General features: G+C 36.8%; 25 protein-coding genes. 15 read left to right on the top strand and 10 right to left on the bottom strand.

Features of this window, described 5'->3' with window-relative positions; translation table 11 throughout:
- The first annotated feature begins 66 nt into the window (after nucleotides 1-66).
- Nucleotides 67-1,488 carry an NAD(P)/FAD-dependent oxidoreductase gene (locus EHE21_RS17420; RefSeq protein WP_194951376.1) on the top strand — a complete coding sequence of 474 codons (1,422 nt, stop codon included), beginning with the start codon at nucleotides 67-69 and terminating at the stop codon, nucleotides 1,486-1,488.
- Between the two features lie 45 nt (nucleotides 1,489-1,533).
- A complete protein-coding gene (locus EHE21_RS17415) occupies nucleotides 1,534-2,028 on the top strand; it encodes a RidA family protein (protein WP_069369589.1) in 495 nt (164 codons plus the stop codon).
- A 188-nt stretch (nucleotides 2,029-2,216) separates the two neighbouring features.
- Here EHE21_RS17415 and EHE21_RS17410 read toward each other — a convergent pair whose 3' ends face one another.
- Nucleotides 2,217-3,197, bottom strand: a complete 981-nt coding sequence (locus tag EHE21_RS17410; protein ID WP_194951375.1) for a LacI family DNA-binding transcriptional regulator — start codon at nucleotides 3,195-3,197, stop codon at nucleotides 2,217-2,219.
- A 216-nt stretch (nucleotides 3,198-3,413) separates the two neighbouring features.
- Here EHE21_RS17410 and EHE21_RS17405 point away from each other — a divergent pair, with 216 nt between their 5' ends.
- The 3 genes from EHE21_RS17405 to EHE21_RS17395 all read left to right on the top strand — a co-directional run bounded on the left by EHE21_RS17405 (nucleotide 3,414) and on the right by EHE21_RS17395 (nucleotide 7,222).
- Nucleotides 3,414-5,072: an alpha-glucosidase gene (locus EHE21_RS17405; protein ID WP_194951374.1), complete on the top strand. Its 1,659-nt coding sequence runs from the start codon at nucleotides 3,414-3,416 to the stop codon at nucleotides 5,070-5,072.
- A 134-nt stretch (nucleotides 5,073-5,206) separates the two neighbouring features.
- A complete protein-coding gene (locus EHE21_RS17400; RefSeq protein ID WP_194951373.1) occupies nucleotides 5,207-6,112 on the top strand; it encodes a retron St85 family effector protein in 906 nt (301 codons plus the stop codon).
- A gap of 150 nt (nucleotides 6,113-6,262) precedes the next feature.
- Nucleotides 6,263-7,222 (top strand): retron St85 family RNA-directed DNA polymerase, encoded by a 960-nt coding sequence (locus tag EHE21_RS17395; RefSeq protein ID WP_194951372.1) that lies wholly within the window; start codon nucleotides 6,263-6,265, stop codon nucleotides 7,220-7,222.
- 45 nt (nucleotides 7,223-7,267) lie between these two features.
- Here EHE21_RS17395 and mobB read toward each other — a convergent pair whose 3' ends face one another.
- Complete coding sequence (gene mobB, locus EHE21_RS17390; RefSeq protein ID WP_194951371.1) at nucleotides 7,268-7,786, bottom strand: molybdopterin-guanine dinucleotide biosynthesis protein MobB; 519 nt, start codon at nucleotides 7,784-7,786, stop codon at nucleotides 7,268-7,270.
- Between the two features lie 11 nt (nucleotides 7,787-7,797).
- Nucleotides 7,798-8,382 (bottom strand): molybdenum cofactor guanylyltransferase MobA, encoded by a 585-nt coding sequence (gene mobA, locus EHE21_RS17385; RefSeq protein ID WP_088494366.1) that lies wholly within the window; start codon nucleotides 8,380-8,382, stop codon nucleotides 7,798-7,800.
- A 220-nt stretch (nucleotides 8,383-8,602) separates the two neighbouring features.
- Between mobA and EHE21_RS17380 the strand changes: the two genes are divergently transcribed.
- From EHE21_RS17380 to polA, 4 genes are all read left to right on the top strand, one after another.
- Nucleotides 8,603-8,872: a YihD family protein gene (locus EHE21_RS17380; protein ID WP_075673332.1), complete on the top strand. Its 270-nt coding sequence runs from the start codon at nucleotides 8,603-8,605 to the stop codon at nucleotides 8,870-8,872.
- A gap of 14 nt (nucleotides 8,873-8,886) precedes the next feature.
- Entirely contained in the window at nucleotides 8,887-9,882 is a 996-nt protein-coding gene (locus EHE21_RS17375; RefSeq protein ID WP_194951370.1) for a serine/threonine protein kinase, read from the top strand.
- A gap of 20 nt (nucleotides 9,883-9,902) precedes the next feature.
- Nucleotides 9,903-10,526: a thiol:disulfide interchange protein DsbA gene (dsbA, locus tag EHE21_RS17370; RefSeq protein ID WP_194951369.1), complete on the top strand. Its 624-nt coding sequence runs from the start codon at nucleotides 9,903-9,905 to the stop codon at nucleotides 10,524-10,526.
- 637 nt (nucleotides 10,527-11,163) lie between these two features.
- Nucleotides 11,164-13,962 carry a DNA polymerase I gene (gene polA, locus EHE21_RS17365; RefSeq protein ID WP_194951368.1) on the top strand — a complete coding sequence of 933 codons (2,799 nt, stop codon included), beginning with the start codon at nucleotides 11,164-11,166 and terminating at the stop codon, nucleotides 13,960-13,962.
- A gap of 54 nt (nucleotides 13,963-14,016) precedes the next feature.
- Here the strand turns inward: polA and EHE21_RS17360 are convergent, their stop codons facing one another.
- From EHE21_RS17360 to yihA, 3 genes are all read right to left on the bottom strand, one after another.
- Nucleotides 14,017-14,475, bottom strand: coding sequence for a hypothetical protein (locus tag EHE21_RS17360; protein WP_194951367.1), 459 nt, complete (start codon nucleotides 14,473-14,475; stop codon nucleotides 14,017-14,019).
- A 170-nt stretch (nucleotides 14,476-14,645) separates the two neighbouring features.
- Nucleotides 14,646-15,164: a peptide deformylase gene (def, locus tag EHE21_RS17355; protein WP_075673328.1), complete on the bottom strand. Its 519-nt coding sequence runs from the start codon at nucleotides 15,162-15,164 to the stop codon at nucleotides 14,646-14,648.
- A gap of 485 nt (nucleotides 15,165-15,649) precedes the next feature.
- Nucleotides 15,650-16,282, bottom strand: coding sequence for a ribosome biogenesis GTP-binding protein YihA/YsxC (yihA, locus tag EHE21_RS17350; protein ID WP_075673327.1), 633 nt, complete (start codon nucleotides 16,280-16,282; stop codon nucleotides 15,650-15,652).
- Between the two features lie 270 nt (nucleotides 16,283-16,552).
- On the opposite strand from yihA, the gene ppiA reads away from it, so the two are divergent.
- From ppiA to argD, 3 genes are all read left to right on the top strand, one after another.
- Nucleotides 16,553-17,122 carry a peptidylprolyl isomerase A gene (gene ppiA / locus EHE21_RS17345; RefSeq protein ID WP_072064793.1) on the top strand — a complete coding sequence of 190 codons (570 nt, stop codon included), beginning with the start codon at nucleotides 16,553-16,555 and terminating at the stop codon, nucleotides 17,120-17,122.
- Between the two features lie 374 nt (nucleotides 17,123-17,496).
- The gene (locus tag EHE21_RS17340) at nucleotides 17,497-18,072 is read left to right on the top strand and encodes an aminodeoxychorismate synthase component II (RefSeq protein WP_036933913.1); all 576 of its coding nucleotides are present in this window, start codon (nucleotides 17,497-17,499) and stop codon (nucleotides 18,070-18,072) included.
- 117 nt (nucleotides 18,073-18,189) lie between these two features.
- A complete protein-coding gene (gene argD / locus EHE21_RS17335; RefSeq protein ID WP_088494370.1) occupies nucleotides 18,190-19,404 on the top strand; it encodes a bifunctional acetylornithine/succinyldiaminopimelate transaminase in 1,215 nt (404 codons plus the stop codon).
- A gap of 94 nt (nucleotides 19,405-19,498) precedes the next feature.
- Here argD and crp read toward each other — a convergent pair whose 3' ends face one another.
- Nucleotides 19,499-20,131 carry a cAMP-activated global transcriptional regulator CRP gene (crp, locus tag EHE21_RS17330; RefSeq protein ID WP_004246872.1) on the bottom strand — a complete coding sequence of 211 codons (633 nt, stop codon included), beginning with the start codon at nucleotides 20,129-20,131 and terminating at the stop codon, nucleotides 19,499-19,501.
- Between the two features lie 313 nt (nucleotides 20,132-20,444).
- Between crp and EHE21_RS17325 the strand changes: the two genes are divergently transcribed.
- Complete coding sequence (locus EHE21_RS17325; RefSeq protein ID WP_023583286.1) at nucleotides 20,445-20,852, top strand: OsmC family protein; 408 nt, start codon at nucleotides 20,445-20,447, stop codon at nucleotides 20,850-20,852.
- 89 nt (nucleotides 20,853-20,941) lie between these two features.
- Here EHE21_RS17325 and EHE21_RS17320 read toward each other — a convergent pair whose 3' ends face one another.
- From EHE21_RS17320 to EHE21_RS17310, 3 genes are all read right to left on the bottom strand, one after another.
- Nucleotides 20,942-21,811, bottom strand: a complete 870-nt coding sequence (locus EHE21_RS17320) for a phosphoribulokinase (RefSeq protein ID WP_088494371.1) — start codon at nucleotides 21,809-21,811, stop codon at nucleotides 20,942-20,944.
- 65 nt (nucleotides 21,812-21,876) lie between these two features.
- On the bottom strand, nucleotides 21,877-22,098 hold the full coding sequence (locus tag EHE21_RS17315; RefSeq protein WP_036933921.1) for a YheU family protein: 222 nt from the start codon (nucleotides 22,096-22,098) through the stop codon (nucleotides 21,877-21,879).
- Nucleotides 22,095-23,075, bottom strand: a complete 981-nt coding sequence (locus EHE21_RS17310; RefSeq protein WP_088494372.1) for a hydrolase — start codon at nucleotides 23,073-23,075, stop codon at nucleotides 22,095-22,097. Before EHE21_RS17310 ends, EHE21_RS17315 begins: the two co-directional genes overlap by 4 nt.
- A 98-nt stretch (nucleotides 23,076-23,173) precedes the next feature.
- Between EHE21_RS17310 and EHE21_RS17305 the strand changes: the two genes are divergently transcribed.
- Together EHE21_RS17305 and EHE21_RS17300 are read left to right on the top strand one after the other, a co-directional pair.
- Nucleotides 23,174-23,779 carry a LysE family translocator gene (locus EHE21_RS17305; RefSeq protein WP_194951366.1) on the top strand — a complete coding sequence of 202 codons (606 nt, stop codon included), beginning with the start codon at nucleotides 23,174-23,176 and terminating at the stop codon, nucleotides 23,777-23,779.
- A 710-nt stretch (nucleotides 23,780-24,489) separates the two neighbouring features.
- Nucleotides 24,490-25,350 carry an SIS domain-containing protein gene (locus EHE21_RS17300; RefSeq protein ID WP_165122195.1) on the top strand — a complete coding sequence of 287 codons (861 nt, stop codon included), beginning with the start codon at nucleotides 24,490-24,492 and terminating at the stop codon, nucleotides 25,348-25,350.
- The last annotated feature ends 29 nt before the right edge of the window (nucleotides 25,351-25,379 follow it).

Below are 25,379 nucleotides of genomic sequence, written 5' to 3'. Positions count from 1 at the left end.
CACTTTTAAAGATACAAATTAATAACATTATAAATATAAATGGTAAATCCATTACTGAGGTAGAAGATGAAAATTTCAAGGAGAAAGCTGCTTTTAGGTGTTGGTGCTGCGGGCGTTTTAGCTGGTGGTGCTGCGTTAGTTCCAATGGTTCGCCGTGATGGCAAATTCGTTGAAACTAAATCTAGAGTATCATTTGTCGAAGGTACAGAGGGTGCTCTGCCTAAAGAGTCTGATGCAGTGATTATCGGTGCTGGTATCCAAGGTATCATGACCGCTATCAACCTTGCAGAACGTGGCATGAGTGTCACTATTTTAGAAAAAGGCGAGATTGGCGGTGAACAATCGGGCCGAGCATACAGCCAAATTATTAGTTATCAGACATCACCAGAAATTTTCCCATTACATCATTACGGGAAAATCTTATGGCGTGGAATGAACGAGAAAATTGGTGCTGATACCAGTTATCGTACACAAGGTCGAGTAGAAGCCCTTGCTGATGAAAAAGCGTTTGATAAAGCTCAAGCGTGGATCAAAACAGCAAAAGAAACGGCTGGATTTGATACACCATTAAATACTCGCATTATTAAAGGTGAAGAGCTATCAAACCGTCTTGTTGGTGCGCAAACACCATGGACTGTAGCCGCTTTTGAAGAAGACTCAGGTTCTGTTGATCCAGAAACGGGAACTCCTGCATTAGCTCGCTACGCTAAGCAAATCGGCGTAAAAATCTACACCAACTGCGCGGTAAGAGGCATCGAAACTGCGGGTGGTAAAATTTCTGATGTTGTAACAGAAAAAGGCGCAATTAGAACATCTCACGTTGTTCTTGCGGGTGGTATTTGGTCACGTTTATTTATGGGTAACATGGGCATTGATATTCCAACGCTGAATGTTTACTTATCACAACAACGTGTATCAGGCGTTCCGGGTGCACCTCGTGGCAACGTGCATTTACCAAATGGTATTCACTTCCGTGAACAAGCCGATGGTACTTATGCTGTCGCACCACGTATTTTCACAAGTTCTATCGTGAAAGATAGCTTCTTGTTAGGGCCTAAGTTCATGCACCTGTTAGGTGGTGGTGAGCTGCCATTAGAATTCTCTATCGGTGAAGATTTATTTAATTCATTCAAGATGGCAACATCTTGGAAATTAGATGAAAAAACACCGTTTGAACAATATCGTATTGCAACAGCAACACAAAATACTGAGCACTTAGATGCTGTATTCCAAAGAATGAAAGCAGAATTCCCAGTATTTGAAAAATCACAAGTTGTTGAACGTTGGGGTGCTGTTGTTAGCCCAACATTTGATGAATTACCAATTATTTCTGAGGTCAAAGAATACCCAGGTCTGGTTATCAATACCGCGACAGTATGGGGTATGACCGAAGGCCCAGCAGCAGGTGAAGTGACTGCTGATATCGTAACGGGCAAAAAACCAGTTATTGATCCAACGCCATTTAGTATGGATCGTTTTAAGAAATAAGTAACCCCTTGTTTTACTGTAAATTAAACATGTTAAGGAGTTTTCATGCGCTATAAAAGTTTACTTGTTGCCCTACCTTTTATTTTTGGTGTAGCAAGTGCGAATGCGGAGGGTGTTGTGCACCATAAATTAAACGGTATGCCTATTTCGGAATCTGTTGAAGTTAGTGCAGGTAACAACCTTGTTTTCTTAAGCGGAAAAGTACCTGCTAAGAAATCAGCAGATGCGCCAGAAGGTGTATTAGCTTCTTATGGTAACACTGAAGAACAAACTATCAGTGTATTAGAGCAAATCAAAACTCACTTGAATGAACTTGGCTTAGACATGAAAGACGTTGTTAAAATGCAAGTCTTCTTAGTCGGTGGTGAAGAAACTAAAGGTGAGATGGACTTTAAAGGCTTTATGGACGGTTATTCTAAGTACTTTGATGCTTCGAAAACTGAACAACTGCCAGCTCGTTCAACGTTCCAAATCGCTAAACTGGCAAATCCAGCATGGCGTGTAGAAATTGAAGTTATCGCTGTTCGTCCTGCAAAATAAGAACGGTAGCTTTTACTCAATTTTGAAGTAAAACATAATCGAATAAAACGCCAAAGAGGGGCAACTTTCTTTGGCGTTTTTTATGGTATTGGTAGGGGTACCAAAACAATGTGCTGAAAATTAAAAGAAAATTTTGAAAAAACTGAAGTATTAAGACAAAGTGTTATTACATTTTAATTTTACAAGATTTAACTACTTTCACCTTGAATAAATTTCACTGGAATAACAGAGACGCTATCTGTTATTTTTTTATTCTCAATTAATGCACTAATCACTTCTACGCTTTTTTCAGCTAATCGTTCAAAGGGTTGTTCAATACAAGTTAATTGGCGCAGTGTCTGATTTAGCCAAGGGCTTCCATCGTAAGCAACGATTTTTAATTGTTCTGGAATGGCAATATTTCGTCTTGTTGCTTCATTAAATAATGCCATTGCTGGAATATCAGCGGCAAAAATGGCATCAATATCTGAATGCACAGAAAGTATTTTTGTGGCAAAAGAGTGAAAATAATCTTTCTCTTCTTCTTTCCAATTTACTTTGCATGGAATAGGTTTAATACCTGCCTGAATAAGCGTTTCTTTAAAAGCTAAACAGCTTTGGTATGAAGGTGTTGATGATAAATAACTTGAGTTATCTTCAATATAGAGGATTTTTTGGCAACCTTTTTGAATAAGGTGTTCCGCTGCTAATCGACCGCCAGTATGGTGATCAGAGCAAACTAATGGAATATCACGAAGATGACGATCTAGTGTTACCACAGGCCTTTGAATATGCTGATATTCACTATCATCCAATAACAGATATTCTGCAATAATACCGTCGATCTGACCGCGTTTAAGCATATCAAAAAATATACGTTCGCGTACTTTGCTATTTTGTGTTGCACATAACATCATGCTATAGCCATTTTCAGCGAGCTTATTCTCAATAAAACGGGTTACTGTCGCAAAATAAGGGTATTCAAGGCTATTAATAATAACACCAACAACGGCACTTTTTTGTTGATATAAATTTCTTAGCCAAGTATCGGGAATATAATCTAATTCCTCTACCGCTTTCTTTATTTTTTCTCGTGCAGCTTGAGATACATAACCACTGTTATTTAATGCTCTAGAGACAGTACTTGCTGCGACATTGGCTTTTTTTGCGACATCACGGATCCCGGCCATTGAGTATGCTGTTGCTCCTTTCAATTAGTTGATGACCTAATATATCTTAATATGATTATGACAAACCCATCTTTATTGAGGTAATTGTGTTTTTTTAGTATGAGCCATTTCACATTTTAGTATGTTAATTACCTTCCTCTCTCTTTTAGTGCTTATAGTATCTTATATTAACTATGGAACTGTTCCATATATACTAATTACCTTAGTGAGGCGAATATGTCTAATACTTGGTGGAAAGAAGCGGTGGTCTATCAAATTTATCCCAAGAGTTATTATGATAGTAACGGGGATGGTGTTGGGGATTTAGCAGGGATCACAGAGAAATTAGATTATATTCAGTCACTCGGTACAAATGTTATTTGGTTATGTCCCATTTTTAAATCGCCAATGAAAGACAATGGTTATGATATTGCAGATTATTCTGTTGTCGATCCTATCTTTGGGGATAATAACGCGTTAGATAAGCTTATTAGCGAAGCTAAAAAACGAGATATTAAAATACTGTTAGATTTAGTATTAAATCACTCTTCTGATGAGCATCCGTGGTTTAAAGCGGCAATTGAAGATCCTAATAGCCCATATGCCGATTATTATATTTTTAAACAATGGGATAAACCGACTCCCCCTAATAATTTACGCACTTATTTTGACTGCTCTGTTTGGAGTCGTGTTGGAAAAACTAATCGTTGGTATTTCAATTCATTTGGTCCTGAACAGCCGGACTTAAATTGGGAAAATCCACAATTACGTAAAGACATTATCAATATGATTAATGTCTGGATCAAAAAAGGTGTTGCTGGATTTCGTATTGATGCGATTGGTAATTTAAAAAAATCTCCTGAAGCCTTATCTGAATATCAATTTGAAGCTGATAAAGATGACGGTTCTGCATCTTTAGTGCCTTGGGTTTTAAATCAACCTGGTATTGATAAGTTCTTAACGGAATTAGTTGAGAATACTTTTAAGCCTGCAAATAGTATGACAGTTGCAGAAATTGATGTGCCCGAAAAAGATTTACGTGCTTATGTTGGTGAGAATGGTTATTTCTCGATGGTATTTGATTTTAGTATTGCTGACTTAGATATTCGCAATGAAAAGCCATTTACCATTAATCCAATCACGGGCGAAAGATTAAAACCTGTCTTTATTAAAAGCCAATTAGATACTCAACGAGTAGGTTGGGGCGCGCCTTATTTAGAAAATCACGATCAACCGCGTTCATTAAATAAATTTCTCCCTAAAGGAGGCATTAATCCGATTAGTGCCAAAATGTTAGCGACATTTTTATTAACTCAACGAGGAACGCCTTTTATTTATCAAGGGCAAGAAATCGGTATGACAAATTGTCCGATGACATTAGAGGAACATGATGATTTGCATGTTTTTAAATTGCATAAATGGGGCAATAAATTAGGTTATAGCGACAAGCAAATTGTTGAATACTTTAATGGTCGTAGCCGTGATAATTCAAGAACACCTTTCCAATGGAATAGTGAAATAAATGGGGGTTTTAGTACAGGTAAACCTTGGTTAAAAGTTAACCCTAACTATGTCGATATTAATGCGCAGCAAGAAACACAAGATAAGCACTCTCTTTTCGCTTATTACCAACAATTAATTGCATTAAGACGACATTCAGAGATCAGTGATATTCTGATTTACGGTGAGTTTTTACCATTAGATTCACCAGAAAATGTGATTGCTTTTAAGCGTACTTATAAAGGTAACTCAGTCAATATTTACTGTAATTTTAGTGGCGAAGATAAAGCACTAACCATTAAAGCTAAAGATATTTATTTGCATAACAGCCCAATAGTGGAAGATGCTCAAGGCAACCTTATTCTTCAGCCTTATCAAGCAATTATTTTTGCTTAGATAAGTAAGTTCAATATTTTTATGGAGTTGATTTTATTAAATAAGATAAAAAATTAATTTTTAATTTAAATAAATTCATCTTCATGATATTAATGTTATTTAAGGTGGTATAATTTTTTAAGAGATAAAGTCACATGAATAAATCTTTGAGTGATGAGGATTTAAAAAATATTGCTGATGTTGTCAAAGATATAATTTTCGTTCCTAGGAATAGAAGAAAAATATCTATATTCTTATGTGGCGCAGATATAAAAAATAGCGAAACAGCTCGCTCAAAAATGGCTACTATTCTGAGTCATTATCCTAGATATGAGTTATTGTATCCTGAGGATCTTTTTGATGATTTGTTAGCAGGGCAAGGACAGCATAGTTTACTAAAACTCGAAAGTATCTTGGCGGATAATGTTGATGCAATTGTTTTATTTCCAGAAAGTCCTGGCTCATTTGCAGAAATTGGAGCTTTCTCTAATAATGAAAAATTAGCTCAGAAAATGATTGTTTTATCAAATCAAAAATATAAGAGTAATAAAAGTTTTATAAATTATGGTCCATATAGATTGATAAAATCATCAAAAACTGGAAAAGTTGTTCATATTAATTATGAGCATTTGACAAACCCAATAGAAAGTGATCGAATTTATAAAAATATTAATAACTACATTGCAAAAATCAGAAGAGAGTATCCAGTAGAAAAAAATGTAGCGAATATACTTGAAGCCGAAAACTTTATTCTTCCGTGTATTTATTTGCTAGATAAAATAGATAATACGATGTTATCGAAATTGATTGGCTATGCAACGAAGCAAGATAAAGTATTATCAGATATCGCAACAAAATCTTCATTAGGTAGGTTGGCTTTAAAAAAATATATTTCTAGAACGGTATCTGGATATCAAGTGACTTCACTGGGGGCTGATTATGTTAGAAATACTTTTAATAACAAAAATCTAGATAAAGTAAGAATTGAAATATTAAATGCAGAAAATCGTAGAAATGCGAGTATACGCTATGATAGGATTGTAAACGGTATACACCCTTAGCGAATGAACATAATGTTCATTGGATAGCGTTTCGCTATCCTGCACATAATCTGATTTTATGCCGTATGAAAATGTGCATCACCAGAATACCGTAGTTTCTGGATCTGCACATTTTCCTCCGCGTCTTGAGGCGTAAGGGTGTAATACCACATGACTTCAAAAAATATTTATAGCCTAAAAAACCTTGGTTTACCTGCAATGGTATCAGTGGATGATTTTGCTAATGAATCTAGGCTATCATCAGCTAAAATTCGTTACCTTTCAGCAACGGCAGATCTACACTATAAAGTATTTTCAATTCCTAAAGTGACTGGTAAATCTCGTTTAATTTCTCAACCATCAAGAGATCTTAAAGCTATACAAGCATGGATTTTAAGAAATATATTGGATAAGCTTTCATCATCGTCTTGTGCTAAAGGATTTGAGAGAGGCTCATCTATTTTAGATAACGCCCGTCCTCATATCGGATCCAATTATATTTTAACTATAGATCTTGAAAATTTTTTTCCTAGTATTGCAGCATCTAAAATATATGGAGTATTCAGTTCAATAGGTTATAACAAGCAACTATCAGTCCTATTAACTAATTTATGTACTTATAAAGGGGGATTACCTCAAGGTGCTCCAACATCACCAAAACTTGCAAATTTAGTATGTGCAAAACTGGATTCTAGGATTCAAGGGTATGCCGGACCTAAAGGTATCGTTTATACTCGTTATGCTGATGATATGACTTTTTCAGCGAATACAGCTTTAAAAATTACAAAAACAAAACAATTTATTGGAACTATCATTTCTGATGAGGATTTTAAAATTAATTCTCAAAAAACTGTTATTAGTGGAACAAAAAAACAAAAAAAAGTAACTGGACTTATTCTCTCTGAAAATAGCTTAGGTATTGGGCGGGTAAAATATAGAGAAGTGCGGGTTAAATTACACTATTTGTTCACTGATAAGTTAAGCAATTTTTCTTACATGAATGGAATGTTGGCATATATATATTCTGTGGATAAAAAATCGTACAATAAACTATTATCATATATAGCAAAGTTAAAAAATAAGTATCCAAACTCTATTGCTGTTAATTTTATTAATTCAAAAAATAAATAATCAAAAATAAAGCGCCTTTATAGGGCGCTTTATTATTTGAGATTTTTATTTCATACGCTTCAGCCAATCTGCAATAAACTCTGCGATAGCCTCAGGTGCGTTGATATCGAGTAATGGAAAATCGACGTTTAAATCACAATCACTGGCGACTGCAATAACATGCTCATCAAGTAAATCATTAAAATTCCGTTCGTTGATATGGCGATAAAGAGCAATTTTAGGAATAGTTTCGCCTTTAAATCCTTCCACTAAGATTAAATCCAGCTTACTCGCATCAAAGCGAGAAGCGAGGTAATACAAATCTAATTCTGGGAGTTCTGGCGTTTCAGTCATTAATGCCCAACGTTGTTGGCTTGCGACTAATGTTTGGTCTGCTCCAGCTTTTCTAAGTTCGTAGCTGTCTTTTCCGGGTTTATCCACATCCATATCATGATGAGTGTGTTTGATCATGCCTACACGAATTTCTCTTTTGCGTAATTGTGGAATAAGCTGTTTTAGTAGTGTCGTTTTACCTGTTCCACTCCACGCCGTGATCCCTAAAAGGGGTAAATCTACTTGTGCCATATTTTTCATTCCTATTTTTTTAATTTGTTGGCTTTTTCAATATCGTCAGGGGTATTTAAATTAATAAAAGCATTTGCTTGATCTGCGAACAAAACAGGGTGCGCATTTATCTGCTTCATAAACAACATTAATTTTCGATCTCCTTGTGCTAAATAAGCTTCTAGCATAGGAATAATACGACGATTTAACAGTGCTAAGGTAGGATGCTCTCTTTCACCATCATCAACATAAACGGCTAATGCCTCTCCTCTTTGTTCATAGAGTTTTTCAACTAAATCAAGAGGAAAATAGGGGACATCACAAGGTACAAAGGCAACCCAAGGTGTTGATGCTTGCTTTAATAACGTAAGCATGCCAGCTAAAGGCCCTGAAAATCCCTCTATTTCATCTGTAATAACGGGATATTGGCTTTGGCGATATTGTTCTAAATTTCGGTTAGCACTAATCAGTATGCTATCAACTTGAGGTGCTAGTTTTTGGGCTATATGGTGGTATAAAGGCTGTCCATGTAGAATTTGAAGCCCTTTATCAGCACCTCCCATTCGTGTTGCTTGCCCACCCGCAAGTATACCACCTGTAATATTCTTCATTTTCATATTCAATATTTGTGAATAAATTGGCTAAAATTTCCGAACGATTTTTATCAAGTAAAGACGATATACTAATAAAAAATATCGACTTAATGAGATTTCATGTAAAGCGACAGCAATTTTTATCAAAAAAGCGTAATCTTTACGCATATTGACAGAGGTTTCCTTTTTCTATCGGATAATAATTGGTACTTTGTTGTTGTAATTAATAATAAGGATTTTTTGTATGAAATGTCACCGTCTTAATGAAGTTATGGAATTACTGCACCCAGTTTGGGAAGAGAATTCTGATTTAAACTTAGTTCAATTATTGCAGAAACTGGCTGATGAAGCGGGTTTTAAAGGTCAATTATCTGATCTGACTGATGATATTTTGATTTACCATCTGAAAATGCGTGGTTCAGCACCAACAGATGTGATACCAGGACTGAAAAAAGATTACGAAGAAGATTTTAAAACCGCCATTTTACGTGCTCGTGGCGTGATTAAAGATTAAATTCAGGATAGAAAATGGAAATGTCTGCCTCATTTAATTTTCAGGGACTTTCACCTGATCACATTTGGGACGCGTTAGTTAAAATTGGTTTTTATCCTGAATCAGGGTTAACGGAATTAAATAGCTATGAAAATCGTGTTTTTCAATTTATGGATGAACATCGACAACGTTATGTGGTGAAATTTTATCGCCCTCAACGCTGGTCGTATGAACAAATAAAAGAAGAACATGAATTTGTTTTAGCATTAAAAGAGGCTGAAGTATCCGTTGCTGCCCCTTTAATGATTAATAGTGAGACAATTCATCTTTCTGATGATGGCTTTTATTTTGCAATATTCCCCAGCATAGGGGGAAGAGCATATGAAACTGATAATTTATTTCAACTAGAAGAAGTAGGACGCACATTAGGGCGCATTCATCAAATAGGTAGAAAAAAGAGTTATGAGTATCGACCGACAGTTTCTATTGCAGAATATCTGATAGCGCCAAAATTAGAATTTGAAAGTAGTGCGTTAATTCCTAATAACCTCAAACCCCAATTTATAGAGGTTATAGATAAACTTATTCATGATGTGCGTCCTAGAATTGAGGACTCTGCATGGCAAATATTACGGCTACATGGTGATTGCCATCCCGGTAATATATTGTGGCGTGATGAAGTTGTAATGGTTGATTTTGATGATTCCCGAATGGGACCTGCGGTACAAGACTTTTGGATGCTATTAAACGGCTCACGGCAAGAGCAGGTTATGCAATTAGATACGATCCTTGAGTCTTATTATGAATACCAAGATTTTGATTTACGTGAATTATCATTAATTGAACCACTAAGAGCGATGAGAATGGTGCATTACCTCGCATGGGTATTAAAACGCTGGAATGATCCTGCTTTCCCTCGCGCTTTTGTTTGGTTTAAAGAGCAAGATTTCTGGTTTAAACAATTAGCCTTATTCAAGGGACAAGTGGAGCAATTAAATGAGCCTCCTTTACAACTTAGTCCAATGTATTAATTCTTAGGAGACGATGAGAAATGAAAAAGATTTGGCTGGCGTTAGCAAGTATGGTATTGGCATTCAGTGTTTCTGCTGCCGATATTTCTGAAGGAAAACAGTACACTAACCTTTCTAAACCTGTTGCTTCGGCGCCTGATGTTGTTGAGTTTTTCTCTTTTTATTGCCCACACTGCTATCAGTTCTCTGAAGTGTATAAAGTTAATAGCACTGTAGAAAAGAATGCGCCAGAAAATACCAATGTTGTTCGCTATCACGTTGATTTTTTAGGGCCTTTAGGTAAAGATTTAACGCGTTCTTGGGCTGTGGCAATGGCATTAGGTGTTGAAGATCAAGTTTCTCCAGTTTTATTTAAAGGAATTCAAGAGACTCAATCTATCCGTTCTGTAGACGATATCCGTAATGCCTTTATTAACGCTGGCGTTAAAGGCGAAGATTATGATGCTGCAATGAATAGCTTTGTGGTGAATTCTTTAGTTAGCCAACAACAAAACGCTGTCGCTGATTTCCAAATCAATGGTGTTCCAGCCATGATAATTGGCGGTAAATATAAAATGAAAAATGATGGTATCAGCGCAAAATCACCAGAAGAGTATGCAAAAACATATTCCGAGATTGTGAATCAATTATTGCTGAAAAAATAATATAGGCTTAATCTTTTCCTATATGGACTAAGTAAAAGTATATAGATTTTATATGAAAAATAGCACTCAAGAAATAGGAGTGCTATTTTTTTTACTTTCATATTTTTGTCATAATATAACTATCCACATTAATAAAAAATACTATGATTAATTTATAATATCTTAATGAATTCTCTAAGTGATTGATTTTTTAATTGTGTTAATAAATTGAAAAGAAGCCTAACTTATTAATATAGAGAGAGTTACAAAACTACTCACAGAGTTATCCACAGGTTGTTTTATGCTGGTTAAAAAAATAAAGTCTTAGTAGGAAAAGATGACACTAATATGGCCGTTAATATTAATGATGAGTCAATGGCTTTATCTTAAATGCTTTCTAAATAAAGTCGTCAGTTTGCTGTTTAGTCTTTATTTCTAATTAGGATCAGATTAATGGGAGTGGTTTTTGATAAAAAAGTACTTTAATTAATATTAATTTATCTTTCATACTTATTTTTTCTGTTAAGTTCGGCTAATAATAAATAATTGAGTATTCAAGCTGAATTTCTGCATTTAAGAACAGGTAATATTCGTCTATTGGGCTGTGATGTGGCATTCTAGTCATATCAACGAACCTCAGAACAATGATGAACAGATTATGGTCCAGATAGCAGAAAACCCCTTTATCCTTGTAGATGGCTCCTCATATCTTTACCGCGCCTATCATGCATTTCCACCGCTAACCAATAGCCAAGGTGAGCCAACTGGTGCGATGTATGGCGTGTTGAACATGTTACGTAGCCTGATAATACAGTATAAACCAAGCCATGTTGCGGTTGTGTTTGACGCTAAAGGTAAAACATTCCGTGATGAGTTGTATGAGGAATATAAATCTAATCGTCCTCCAATGCCGGATGATTTACGTGAGCAGATAGCGCCTTTACATGAGATGGTGCAAGCAATGGGTTTACCCTTGTTATCTATTTCAGGCGTGGAAGCAGATGACGTTATTGGAACATTGGCACTAAAAGCGGCGGCTGATGGACGTGATGTTTTAATAAGCACAGGTGATAAAGACATGGCGCAATTAGTGACGCCAAAGATCACGCTTATTAATACCATGACCAACGTTATTTTAGGCCCTGATGAAGTTAAAGAAAAATATGGCGTTCCTCCTGAACTGATTATTGATTTCCTCGCATTAATGGGTGATTCATCAGATAACATCCCTGGTGTTCCGGGTGTGGGTGAGAAAACCGCATTAGGTCTTTTACAAGGACTTGGTAGTTTAGATGATATCTATCAACAGCTTGATAATATCGCAACCTTGAGTTTCCGTGGTGCCAAAACACTTGGCGCAAAAATGGCGGAGCATGAGAAAGTGGCAAAACTTTCTTATAAGCTGGCAACGATTAAAACGGATGTTGAACTCGATAAAACGTTTGATGATTTAGTGGTTAATGAGCCAAATTTAGATCAACTATTAGATATGTTCACGCGTTATGAATTTAAACGCTGGATAAGTGATCTTCAAAATGGTGGCTGGTTAGCACAACGTAGTACACACAAAGTCGCAGTGCCTTACACCTCAGAAACTGTAAAACCCAAAGAAGTACCTGCGTCAGCTAATTTCCCTGTTATTACACAAGAGAATTATGAAGCTGTCTTAACGCACGAGAGCTTAGCGCGATGGGTTGAGCTTCTCAAAAAGGCACCGGCATTTGCATTCGATACAGAAACTGACAGCTTAAATAATATTGATGCTCGCTTAGTCGGATTGTCTTTTGCTATTGAGCCGGGTAAAGCCGCTTATATTCCACTGCGTCATGAGTATTTAGATGCTCCAGACCAGCTTCCAGTTAATGATGTACTAGCGGCATTAAAACCTATTTTAGAAGATAAAAATATTCTAAAAATTGGGCAAAACTTGAAGTTTGACCGCGGTATTATGGAAAATGAAGGTATCGAATTAAACGGTATCCATTTTGATACAATGTTGGAATCTTACGTATTAAATAGCGTAAGTAATCGACATGATATGGATACGTTGGCTGAAAAACATTTAAACCATAAAACCACAACATTTGAAGAGATAGCAGGTAAAGGTAAAGGCCAACTGACTTTTAACCAAATCGAGGTTGAGCAAGCAACGTTATATGCTGCTGAAGATGCGGATATCACTTTATTACTTCATCAAGCGTTGTATCCTCAAATAGAAGCCATCGAGCCTCTTAAACATGTTTACCGCGATATCGAAATGCCATTAGTTCCTGTGCTTTCTAGAATGGAACGCAAAGGGGTATTAATTGATGCTCAAGTGTTAGCTGCTCAATCTCAAGAGATCACACAACGTTTAGCTGAAATTGAAAAAGAGACATTTGCGTTAGCGGGACAAGAGTTTAATCTCTCTTCACCTAAACAGTTACAAGAAATCTTATTTGATAAACTGCAATTGCCAGTTATCAAGAAAACCCCGAAAGGGGCACCATCCACCAATGAAGAAGTATTGGAAGAGTTAGCGCATAGCCATGAATTACCTCGCTTAATTTTAGAGCATCGTGGTCTTGCAAAACTAAAATCAACCTATACTGATAAATTGCCATTAATGGTGAATAGTAAGACGAAGCGTGTACATACTTCATATCATCAAGCGGTGACGGCAACGGGTCGTTTATCTTCTCGCGATCCGAATCTTCAAAATATCCCAGTGAGAAATGAAGAAGGACGTCGAATTCGCCAAGCATTTATTGCGCGTGAAGGTTTTAAAATTGTTGCTGCCGACTATTCACAAATCGAATTGCGGATCATGGCGCATTTATCGCAAGATAAAGGTTTGTTAGATGCCTTTGCGCAAGGTAAAGATATTCACCGTGCAACCGCATCTGAAGTATTTGGTATACCTTTAGAGGAAGTGACCTCTGAACAACGTCGTAGTGCGAAAGCGATCAACTTTGGTCTTATTTATGGCATGAGTGCATTTGGCTTATCACAACAGATTGGTGTTGAGAGAAGAGAAGCTCAGCGTTATATGGATCTCTATTTTGAACGTTACCCTGGTGTCTTGGACTATATGGAGCGCACACGTAAACAAGCTTCTGAACAAGGCTATGTTGAAACGTTAGATGGTCGTCGTCTCTATTTACCAGAAATAAATTCAAAGAATGCAATTCGTCGTAAAGCTTCAGAGCGTGAGGCAATCAATGCCCCAATGCAGGGTACTGCTGCTGATATCATCAAAAAAGCGATGATTGCTGTGGATAACTGGATTTGCAATGAATGCCCTGATTATGTGCATATGATTATGCAAGTACACGATGAATTAGTATTTGAAGTGCGAGAGTCTTACTTAGAGAACGCAAATATCATGATCCACAAATTAATGGAAAGCAGTATGGAATTAGCTATTCCGTTAAAAGTTGAAGTGGGTGTAGGTAATAATTGGGATGAAGCACACTAGATTTTAAATATTATTCTTAACGAGAAAAGGGCACAGGATTGTGCCCTTTTTTGTTTATGCTTTGGTGTTTAGATCAAGCTCTGATTCTTCAAATTCAAGAAAGTCTTCGTGCAAACCTTGGATTAATCTATCCGTTGTTGTGCCTTTGTTATCGAGTTCCATCAAAGACCAACCTACATTGTCATTCACGTCATAAAGATAACCTTGATCAAGCATATCAATCACTTTACCAATGATTGATTTACCATAGAAATGCAGCAATTCCTTAAGTTCTTGCTTATCAAATTGGGAAGCTAGCTTTTGGTGTACTTCGGTTGCTTCATCAGAGTAACTCTCTATTTCACTGAGATTTCCCTCAACATCACGATAGATATCTGTGAGTCCTTTTAACACAAGGAAGCGTGCAAATTGTGGAATGTTTTCTTGTAATTCACTATTTGCCCATGATTTTGGGTTTGTTGCACCGGCGGCTTTGAGTTGTTCACATAAATCCTTAAATCGACTATTTTCCATTTGTTCCTCAAGTGATTTACTGATGAGATTTTAAATCTATTGTATAAGGGATGGAGAGAAAAACAGTGAGAATTTATCTGTATTAGACCTGAAAAAAGAAAAGCTCGGTTAATTACCGAGCTTTTTTATGTCAAAACTTATCAAAATGTGAAAAAGAGATAAGTGAATAATTAAGCAACTTGTGAGTCGATCAGTTTGCTCAATTTCTTCTGTTTTTTCTCAATACGTTGACGTTTTAACGGAGATAAATGGTCAATAAAGAGTTTGCCATCAAGATGGTCTAACTCATGCTGAATGCAGCCTGCAAACAAATCAGAGGCTTCAAGTTCAATTTCATCACCATTTCTATCCAATGCCTTAACCTTTAAGAAGCGGTAACGCTCTGTTGGGGCAAAAGAATCTGGAATAGATAGACACCCATCCATCATATCCATCACTTCATCTTCAGTGCTGATAATTTCAGGATTGATAAGTGCAATCGGTTGATCTCGGTTTTCAGAAACATCAATTACAACAATGCGTTTAGATACATTAACCTGAGGTGCCGCTAAGCCAATACCTCGTTCTGCATACATGGTTTCAATCATGTCATCGATTAATGTGCGTATTTCGTCATCTACTTTTTCCACTGGTACTGCGACTCTACGCAGACGCTCATCTGGAAAACGCAGGAGCGTTAATACAGCCATGGATACCTCATTTTATCGCTAATTACATATTTACTACGGTCTCGCGATAAGCGTATCACAAAATCATTAAGGATAAACCGCACCTTTTGTGTGATTTGTTCTATTTTTAATCATATTCACACAAGTGATTAAAGTCTCATAATTATGTAATTAAACTACATTTATTTATGGTTTGAATACATAAATACATTGCTGAATCGTGTCTGCATGTGAAAAAAAATTACAAAAGGGCTTTTATTAACCAATAAAATAGAGTACATTATCTCTCGTAGGGTACAGAGGTAAGATGTTCTATCTTTCAGACCTTTTACTTCACGTAATCGGATTTAGCTGAATATTAGCTGCCCCAGTCGACTTTATTTCGACTGGGGCATTTTTTTGCCTAAAATTCACTGGAGTGGTTTGTGCGAGAAGTGAAAGGGAAAAGTGATTTCCCTTTTATCAATAGAAGATCAGAACGCTATCGTTGAGGAAAAAGAAGATAATTAAGCGTTATCATCATTTGTAGGCTGCTCTTCTGAACCTGAAAACCATTCATTAAGTGTGTTACGTAGCTTATCAATACCAATTTTTTTCAATGATGAAAAATATTCTACGCGGATATCGCCTACTTTATTTGCCAGCTCTTCACGTACGCTCATTAACTGCTTTTTACGCGCACCTGATGCGAGTTTATCTGCTTTAGTCAGTAAAACCAGAGTAGGAAGTTCTGAGCCTACAGCCCAGTCAATCATTTGCATATCAAGATCTTTTAATGGGTGACGGATATCCATTAAAATAACGACACCTTTTAGGCACTCTCTTTTTTGTAGGTATTCACCTAAAGAGCGTTGCCACTTACGTTTCATTTCTTCAGGAACTTGAGCATAGCCGTAGCCGGGTAAATCGACTAAGCGTAAACCTTCTTCAATTTGGAAAAGGTTGATTAATTGAGTACGGCCTGGCGTTTTACTGGTTCTGGCTAATCCATTTTGTTGGGTTAACGCATTTAAAGCACTGGATTTACCGGCATTAGAGCGACCCGCAAAGGCAATTTCAATTCCTGTATCTAGTGGTAAATGACGGATATCAGGCGCACTGATGATGAAATGTGCTTTTTGGTAGTTAAATTGGGCCATTATGGTATAAACCTCTCTGAAATAATGCGGCTTTTCATGCATACTCATTTCAATTTTGCATGAAAATGAATATCTAAAATATTTATTTGCTCTATTTTGGCGCAATTTAATGACTTATAACAGTGCTTAAAAATTAAAATTTACCCTGTTATAACGTAATTAGACTTATTGAGCGTAAATAAAGGTAAATGATTGGCACTATTTACCTCAGCGAATTAGAATCGCTGCATATTAAGTAAGTTGTAGACTATTAAAGTAAAGGATCCCTGCATGTTAAAACGTTTTCTTGTCACCTTCGTTACCGCTTGCACTTTAACAACAGCGACTTTTGCAATGGCAACGGGAGAAACCTTCGTTAAATTAGTCACCTCTGAAGGCAATATTGAAATATCACTGGATAATAAAAAAGCCCCAATTACAACGAAAAATTTTATTCAGTATGTCGAAGATGGATACTATAACGGCACCACTTTTCATCGTGTTATTCCAGGTTTTATGGTTCAAGGCGGTGGTTTTACTGCTGATTTACAGCAGAAACAAACCAGAGCGCCAATTAAAAATGAAGCCGACAATGGTTTACGCAATGTAAAAGGTTCTATTGCCATGGCGCGCACGTCAGATAAAGACAGCGCAACCAGCCAGTTCTTTATTAATGTGGCTGATAATGCATTTTTAGATCACGGCCAGCGTGATTTTGGCTATGCCGTATTTGGTAAAGTTGTGAAAGGAATGGATGTTGTTGATAAAATTTCACAAACTCCAACTCGTAATATTGGACCTTACCAAAATGTGCCTGTAAAAACGGTCACTATTTTATCTGCGGAAGTCGTAAAACAATAAACGCATTATTAGGATAGGATATTTACTTATTCTGATAAGATAAAATGCATATAAACCGGAATGAATGTTTTCATTCCGGGGTTTTTGGTACGAAAAAAATATTTTTTATCCTTCCTTTTTTCGTGTGATCTCCTGCAATAAGTATTCACTACGCTATTAATCACTCTATTCATCATCAATTACCGTCATTCTTGTTATTGCGCAATAAATCAGCAGGTTTTCTTGCTTACTATTCATATTTTATACCTGTGCTATGATAATCGGCTTTGTTGTACCCAAGTCGGTTAAACAACGAGCTATTTTGGCAAATCTACACTCGCTTTAAAATAGTAATAAAATAGATAATGATAAGAAAATCAGTCGGATAGGCTAATATGCTGTTACTTATTGATAATTACGACTCGTTTACCTACAACCTCTATCAGTATTTCTGTGAATTGGGTGCTGAGGTTGTTGTTAAGCGTAACGATGAGATCGGACTTAAAGAGATAGAAAAGATGATGCCAGCACATCTTGTTATCTCGCCAGGACCTTGTACTCCTGATGAAGCCGGGATCTCTCTTGAGGCTATACAGCGGTTTGCCGGTGAAATTCCTATTCTTGGGGTTTGTCTTGGACATCAAGCGATAGGGCAAGCTTTTGGTGCATCGGTTATCAGAGCACGAGAAGTGATGCATGGTAAAAATTCATTAATACATCATAACCAACAAGGTGTTTTTAAGGGACTGAATCGACCTTTAAGTGTGACGCGTTACCACTCTTTAGTGATTGATGCGACAACATTACCAGTACCTTTTGAAGTGACGGCATGGAGCCAACATGATGGAAATGTTGATGAAATTATGGGAATTCGCCATCGTACACTTCCAATTGAAGGGGTTCAATTTCACCCAGAAAGTATTTTAAGTGAACAAGGACATGAGCTATTAAATAATTTCCTTAAATATTAAATGGATAGCATTTAAATAGCGAAATAATGCCTTTTTATACAAAACCACATTTGATTTTTTATTCATATTTAGTGATTATATTTTCATATTGAATATGAATAACGATCAGGTGGGGTAATGACAAAGCAAAGCATCAACAGGGCAACTTACGATCAAGTAATGTTGCCAATTTATTCACCCGCAGAATTTATTCCTGTTAAAGGGATGGGTAGCCGTGTTTGGGATCAGCAAGGAAAATCGTATATCGATTTTGCTGGTGGTATTGCGGTTTTAGCACTAGGGCATGCCCATCCTGCTCTAAATCAAGCCTTAAAAGAACAAAGTGAGCAACTTTGGCACGTCAGTAATATTTTCACGAATGAACCTGCATTACGTTTAGCACAAAAATTAATAGATAACACATTTGCAGAACGTGTCTTTTTTGCCAATTCTGGCGCAGAAGCAAATGAAGCCGCATTTAAATTGGCTCGCCATTATGCCATTACTCGCCATAGCCCTTATAAAACAAAAATTATTGCCTTTCACAATGCATTTCATGGCAGAACGCTGTTTACAGTATCTGTTGGTGGACAACCTAAATATGCGGATGGTTTTGGTCCTAAGCCTGCCGATATCGTGCATGTTCCGTTTAATGACTTAGATGCCGTTAAAGCGGTAATGGATGACCACACTTGCGCCGTTGTTTTAGAGCCAGTTCAAGGTGAAGGTGGCGTAACAGCAGCAACGCCTGAGTTTATGAGAGGGCTACGTGAGTTGTGCGATAAGCATCAAGCACTGCTTGTTCTTGATGAAGTACAAACAGGTATGGGGCGTACCGGCAAGCTTTTTGCCTATATGAACTATGATGTGACACCAGATATTATTACAACCGCCAAAGCGCTGGGAAGTGGTTTCCCACTCAGTGCGATGTTAACAACATATGAGATAGCTTCTGCAATGGGTGTTGGAACTCATGGTACAACTTATGGTGGCAATCCATTAGCTTGTGCAGTGGGCAATGTCGCATTTGATTTAATTAATACACCTGAGGTACTTGAGGGTGTCGAAAAGCGCTATCAATGGATTGTGGATGAGCTAGCGTCAATCAATCAAACGTATCAGGTCTTTTCGCAAATCCGTGGACAAGGTTTATTGATTGGTGCGCAATTAGCGCCACAATATAAAGGTAAAGCCAAAGAGTTACTCGGTCTTGCTGCTAAACATGGCTTAATGATGTTAAATGCAGGAGCTGATGTGATGCGTTTTACACCGTCGTTAATTATTACCCAAGAAGAGCTACAAGAAGGAATGGTGGCATTAAAAGCGGCTATCGCAGAATTTGTAAAAGGGTAGTAGCAACTAAAAACCCCATCAGCGAGGATGGGGTTTACACAAAAAGTATATCAATAGCCCTGTTATGGGCTATTGTTTGTTTGAGCGGGGAAACTTAACGAGTCCCGTAAACGACGATAGTTTTACCGTGTGCGGAGATCAAGTTTTGATCTTCCAGCATTTTCAGAATACGGCCTACAGTTTCGCGTGAACAACCAACGATTTGACCAATTTCCTGACGTGTAATTTTAATTTGCATGCCATCAGGATGCGTCATTGCATCGGGTTGTTTTGCTAAGTTTAATAAGGTTTGTGCAATACGACCTGTTACATCAAGGAAAGCAAGGTTACCTACTTTTTCTGATGTTGTTTGTAATCTGTTCGCCATTTGAGCAGAAAGGCGCATCAGAATATCAGGGTTAACCTGAATTAATTGGCGGAATTTTTTATAGGAAATTTCTGCTACTTCACAGGCTGTTTTTGCTCGAACCCATGCACTACGTTCTTGATCTTCTTCAAATAATCCAAGTTCACCGATGAAATCCCCCTGATTTAGGTAGGAGAGGATCATTTCTTTTCCTTCTTCATCTTTAATAAGAACAGCCACGGAACCTTTAACAATATAATAAAGTGTTTCCGCTTTCTCACCTTGGTGGATCAGCGTGCTCTTGGATGGATATTTGTGAATATGGCAGTGTGACAAAAACCATTCAAGAGTCGGGTCTGTTTGCGGCTTGCCGAGAACCATTCGCGTTATCCTCTGTACGTTAAATGCAGCCTTTCAAAACGGATAGGCTCCCTTTTGAGACAGCGTGCTTAAAAATCCTATCTTTACCTATTAACTTCCTGAGAACACGGTAAGTTAATATGGAGTAGATTATAATAAATGAGAAAATAATGCATTGATCTTAACCACTATCATCAAGCAGATATTGTTTTTAACACAATTAGTGCATTAAGTCTCGTTTTACGCAGTCAGCATAATAAACCTATTTGCTAATTGCTAGTTGAATTATGAGAATGTACTCTTTTAGTTTCTGTCATCTTTAGGGGGAAAATAAATGGAAGCACGAGTTAAGTGGGTTGAAGATTTATCTTTTGTCGGCGAATCTTCATCTGGCCATCAAATTATGATGGATGGGAATTCGGGCGATAAAGCCCCAAGCCCAATGGAAATGGTATTAATTGCTGCGGGTGGATGTAGTGCTATTGATGTCGTAAGTATTTTACGTAAAGGGCGTCATCAAGTAACTGATTGTGAAGTGAAATTAACATCAGAGCGCCGTGAAGAAGCCCCTCGTTTATTTACTGATATCAATTTACATTTTATTGTTTCAGGTAAAGAATTAACGGATAAAATCGTAGAACGAGCCGTTCAATTATCCGCAGAAAAATATTGTTCTGTTTCCTTAATGTTAGGAAAAGCAGCCAATATTACGCATTCATTTGAAATAAAAGATGCCGACTAATTTTGATATTTTAAAATAAAGTTTAATTTGAAAAATAATATCCCTTAATTAATGGGATATTATTTTTATAGAGATAAATTTTATTTTGGTTAACTTATCTTTTCGCCATTTAATAATTTTTTGACTAATGGTGCCATAATTAATTCCATCGCTAATCCTAATTTCCCGCCCGGTACAACAATAGTGTTTATTGTTGACATAAACGAGCCATGTAACATCGCAAGTAAATAGGGAAAATCAATATCAGTTAAACCACGAAAACGAATAACAATAAAGCTTTCATCGAGAGTGGGAATTGCTTTGGCAGAAAAAGGGTTCGAAGTATCAACAGTCGGAACACGTTGGAAGTTAATATGAGTGCGTGAGAATTGAGGAATAATGTAGCTAATATAATCATCCATTGAGCGTACAACGGAATCTCTTACCGCCTCTTGTGAGTGTCCTCTTTCTGTCGTGTCTCGAATAAGCTTTTGTATCCACTCTAGGTTGACGATAGGAACAACACCGACCAATAAATCAACATGTTGAGCTACATCATGTTCGTTGGTAACAACGCCACCGTGCAATCCTTCATAAAAGAGAACATCAGTATTATTAGCTAATGGCTCCCAAGGGGTAAATGTTCCCGGTAATTGGTTGTAAGGAGTTGCTTCATCATAAGAGTGTAGATATTTGCGAGATTGTCCTTGTCCTGTATCGCTATATTGACTTAAGGTCTTACTCAGTAAGCTAAAATCATTTGCTTCAGGGCCAAAATAACTGATATGTCTGCCTTGTTCTCTAGCTTTTCTTATCGCCATATCCATTTCAGGACGGGTATAGCGATGAAAACTATCTCCATCAATCAATGCAGCATTTGCATTGAGTTGTTGGAATATTTTACGAAAAGCTTGGCTTGTTGTGGTGGTTCCTGCACCGCTTGAGCCAGTCACTGCGATGATAGGATGCTTAATTGACATAGGTTATCCTTTTGCTAAATAAGGTTGGCCCTTATTGATGGCGATACATCGCTAACTTTGAATAACTAATCAGAGCGAAATTGCGATGCAGGCATAATATTGACGCTCTCATGAAGTTCAGACCAAACTAACACGGCCTCACCGGATTTAAGCTGTTTTTTGACGTCGGCGACTTTTTGTTCAAGCGTTTTCTCTTGGATACCATAATCAGTACCTTCGCGTAAAACGAAACTTTCAATGAGATTGTCTAGTGTTTCAGTTGAAAGCTCGTTCCAAGGTATTATCATTTTGCTTTCTCCAAATAGGTCGCCAACCAGTCAGGGATACGGCTTTCTAGCCACATCACTGGTTTAGAGAGCTTTCCTCCAACAAATCCTACATGTCCACCAAACTCAGTAAGTTGATATTCAATGTTATTGGGTAGTGTTTTGACATCAGGAATAACATCCGCAGACATAAATGGATCGTCTTTAGCATGAATGATAAGTGTCGTTTTCTTTATTTTATTTAATAAAGGCAACGCACTGCATTGGCGATAATAATCTAATGCATCTTTAAATCCGTGAATTTTAGACGTAATAAGATCGTCAAATTGACGTAGTTTTTTGATGGATTTTATCGTCAATAAGCTAATCGGTAAGGATTCTGGATAGCGAATAAGTTTTCGTGTTGCGTTGTTTTTGAGCTCTTTTAATAGATACCATTGGTAAAAACGGGAAAAACCATGTTCAATTTTTGTTGAGCATGGTTCTAGCATTAATGGTGCAGAGACAATAACAGCAGCGTCTACAACTGCATTTTCACCACTTTCAGCAAGATAATAGGCAAGCATATTTCCACCAAGTGAATAGCCAACTGCGGCTGTTGGTTGCTCGCCAAATTCCTTTTTCAACCAATTTAAGAAGTAGCGAGCATCTTCTGTTTCACCTGAGTGATAAATGCGATTTTGTCTATTGGGTTCACCACTGCATCCTCTAAAATGCATCACAACGCTTAGCCAGCCTCTCTCTTTTGCAGCAGCTAACATGCCATGAGCATAAGGGCTACTAAACCCACCTTCTAAGCCATGAAAGATGACTAAGCGTGGTTTATCGAGTGCCGTCGTTGGGTCTTCACTCCATGCTAAATCGACAAAATCATTGTCCGGAAGATTGAGCCGCTGCCAATGTGGCGTAAGTTGTGGCGTCCTACGTACAATTCTTGGTAAGAGCGTTTGTAAATGTGGATTTTTAGCCCAACGCATTGGATTAAAGTATTGAGACATATTTTCCGTCTATCAAAATGAATTAACACTTGTTTGCTAAATAACATACTGCTATTTTCGGTGAAAATAAAACGTCTGTCACATCTTTGAGCCACTTTATGACAATTAGCCTTATTTTCTCTTTAACTATTTTCCTGTTTATTGCAGCGATAACACCTGGACCGAACAATTTACTGCTTACCTCATCAGGGGCTAATGTAGGCTTTAAAGGCTCGTTAAAGCTAATGGCAGGCATTATGCTGGGTATGCAATGCGTTTTATTGAGTTCTGCATTTGGCGTAGCCGCATTATTGATAATTTATCCTGCACTGCATATCGGATTGAAGATAGTCGGGAGTGCGTATTTACTTTGGCTTGCTTGGAAAACAGCGACATCATCTTATCAGCGTTTAGATATTCCAGCAAAAACACCCCAAGCAGTAAGTTGGTTTCAGGGCGGATTATTGCAATTTCTAAATCCAAAAGCATGGATGATGGGATTAGGCGCAGTAGGGAGCTTTAGTCTATCGGGTGATGCTTATTTTAGCTCTGTTATTGCTATTAGTATTGTTATGGTTATTGTTAACTTCGTTGCTGGTATTGTTTGGATATTAGGCGGAACATTAATTAGCCTATTTTTACAAAGCAGACGCTCTTGGTTTATTTTCAATATCTCAATGGGGCTATTAACGGCGCTCTGTGTTCCTTTGATTTGGATAGAGTAAACTCATAAAATAGGTATAAATCAAGGGTTAATCAAACTTTTTTGATTTAAATGATGTTTTTTTAAGATTGGTTGAAATGATCTCTCTTGATATGTGTCAAAAAAAGAGTATTCCTCTATAAAAAGAGAGATCTACGATCGCCCACTGACACAATCATTCATGTTAAAATGCTCTCTTATATCAAGTGATGACTGATTTTTAGTCGTTACATAGATCCTATTATTTAACTATTTAGTTTTTTATTTCTTATTATTAACACTATTAAAATGGACAACTAACTATTTTATATGGGAATTATTTATTCTTTTTAATGTTTCTATTAAAGTAATTTTTATTACGTTTATGTGTTTGAATTGTTATTAAATAAAAGGAAGTGTTTGAAAATAACAAATTATTAAGAGTAAATAGATTAAGTCTATATCGTTCTATTGACCTAAAAGAATAAATTATTATTAAAAATAGAGAGGGAATAAATTAAGTATTATAAATGTAGGGATTGATGAGCATAGTTCTGATTGAAAAGATATTTATAAAACTATTATAAAAACAAGTATTCTAATAATAAGGTAATTTTTTCTATGCTTTATTGTGACTCATTTTCTATTTTTAATTGATTTTATTCTAAAAAATTAATTGTTTTAGGTATTAAACGCTGTACCAAGAATTACTCCATATATAACTATATAGTACTCGAAGTGGATATTGTCATTATGCCGACATTAACGAAAATTGCCTGGATAAAGCCGGGTATGGCTACAAATCAGCGAAAAATAGCAGACTACATTTTAGATAATCCAGAGAAAACAATCACTTTATCGTCACAGCAACTTGCTGAAACAATGGGTGTGAGTCAATCTGCTATTGTTAAATTTAGTCAAAAAATAGGATTCAAAGGCTTTCCTTCTTTGAAACTTGCCATTAGTGAAGAGCTAGGTCGAAAGAACGCGAATTCAGGAGCAAATCCGAGCCTATTACATAATCAAATAGGCTCGGAAGATAGTTTAGTGGTTATTGCACAGAAACTTGCTCAAGAGAAAAATAATTCAATTTGCGATACGACTCGCCAAATTAATTACCTTCATTTTGAAAAGGTGATCCAACTTATTGATGAAGCTCAACGAGTTCAGATTATTGGTATTGGTGGTTCAGGGCTAGTTGCTAGAGACTTAAGCTATAAATTACAGAAAATAGGAATAACCACGCTGATTGAAACAGATCATCATGTTCAGATATCTGTTGCCCAAATGTTAAGTTCAAAGGATTTACAGATAGTCATTTCTTATAGTGGCAAAAGAAAAGATATGTTAGTTGCAGCCTCTGTGGCTAAAAAACAAGGGGCAAAAATCATTGCTATTACAGGAGAAAAACACTCTCCATTAGGAAGGATTTCTGATTATATATTAGAAACAATTGCGGATGAAGGTGAGTGGCGAAGCGCTTCAATTTCTTCACGTACAGCACAAAACACGATCACTGACCTTATTTTTATGGCGTTATTAAAGAAACGAGATGAGTGTGCGAAGACATTAGTGCTAAGTTCACAGGCATTAATTAATAGCCTGGATAATTAAAAATTTTGAACTGATTCAAAAAACTAATA

The organism is Proteus sp. GOKU (genome assembly GCF_015475555.1).
Lineage (GTDB): Bacteria > Pseudomonadota > Gammaproteobacteria > Enterobacterales > Enterobacteriaceae > Proteus > Proteus mirabilis_B.
Note: the sequence above shows the minus strand (reverse complement) of the source record. Positions and strands in the feature narration are given on the sequence as shown.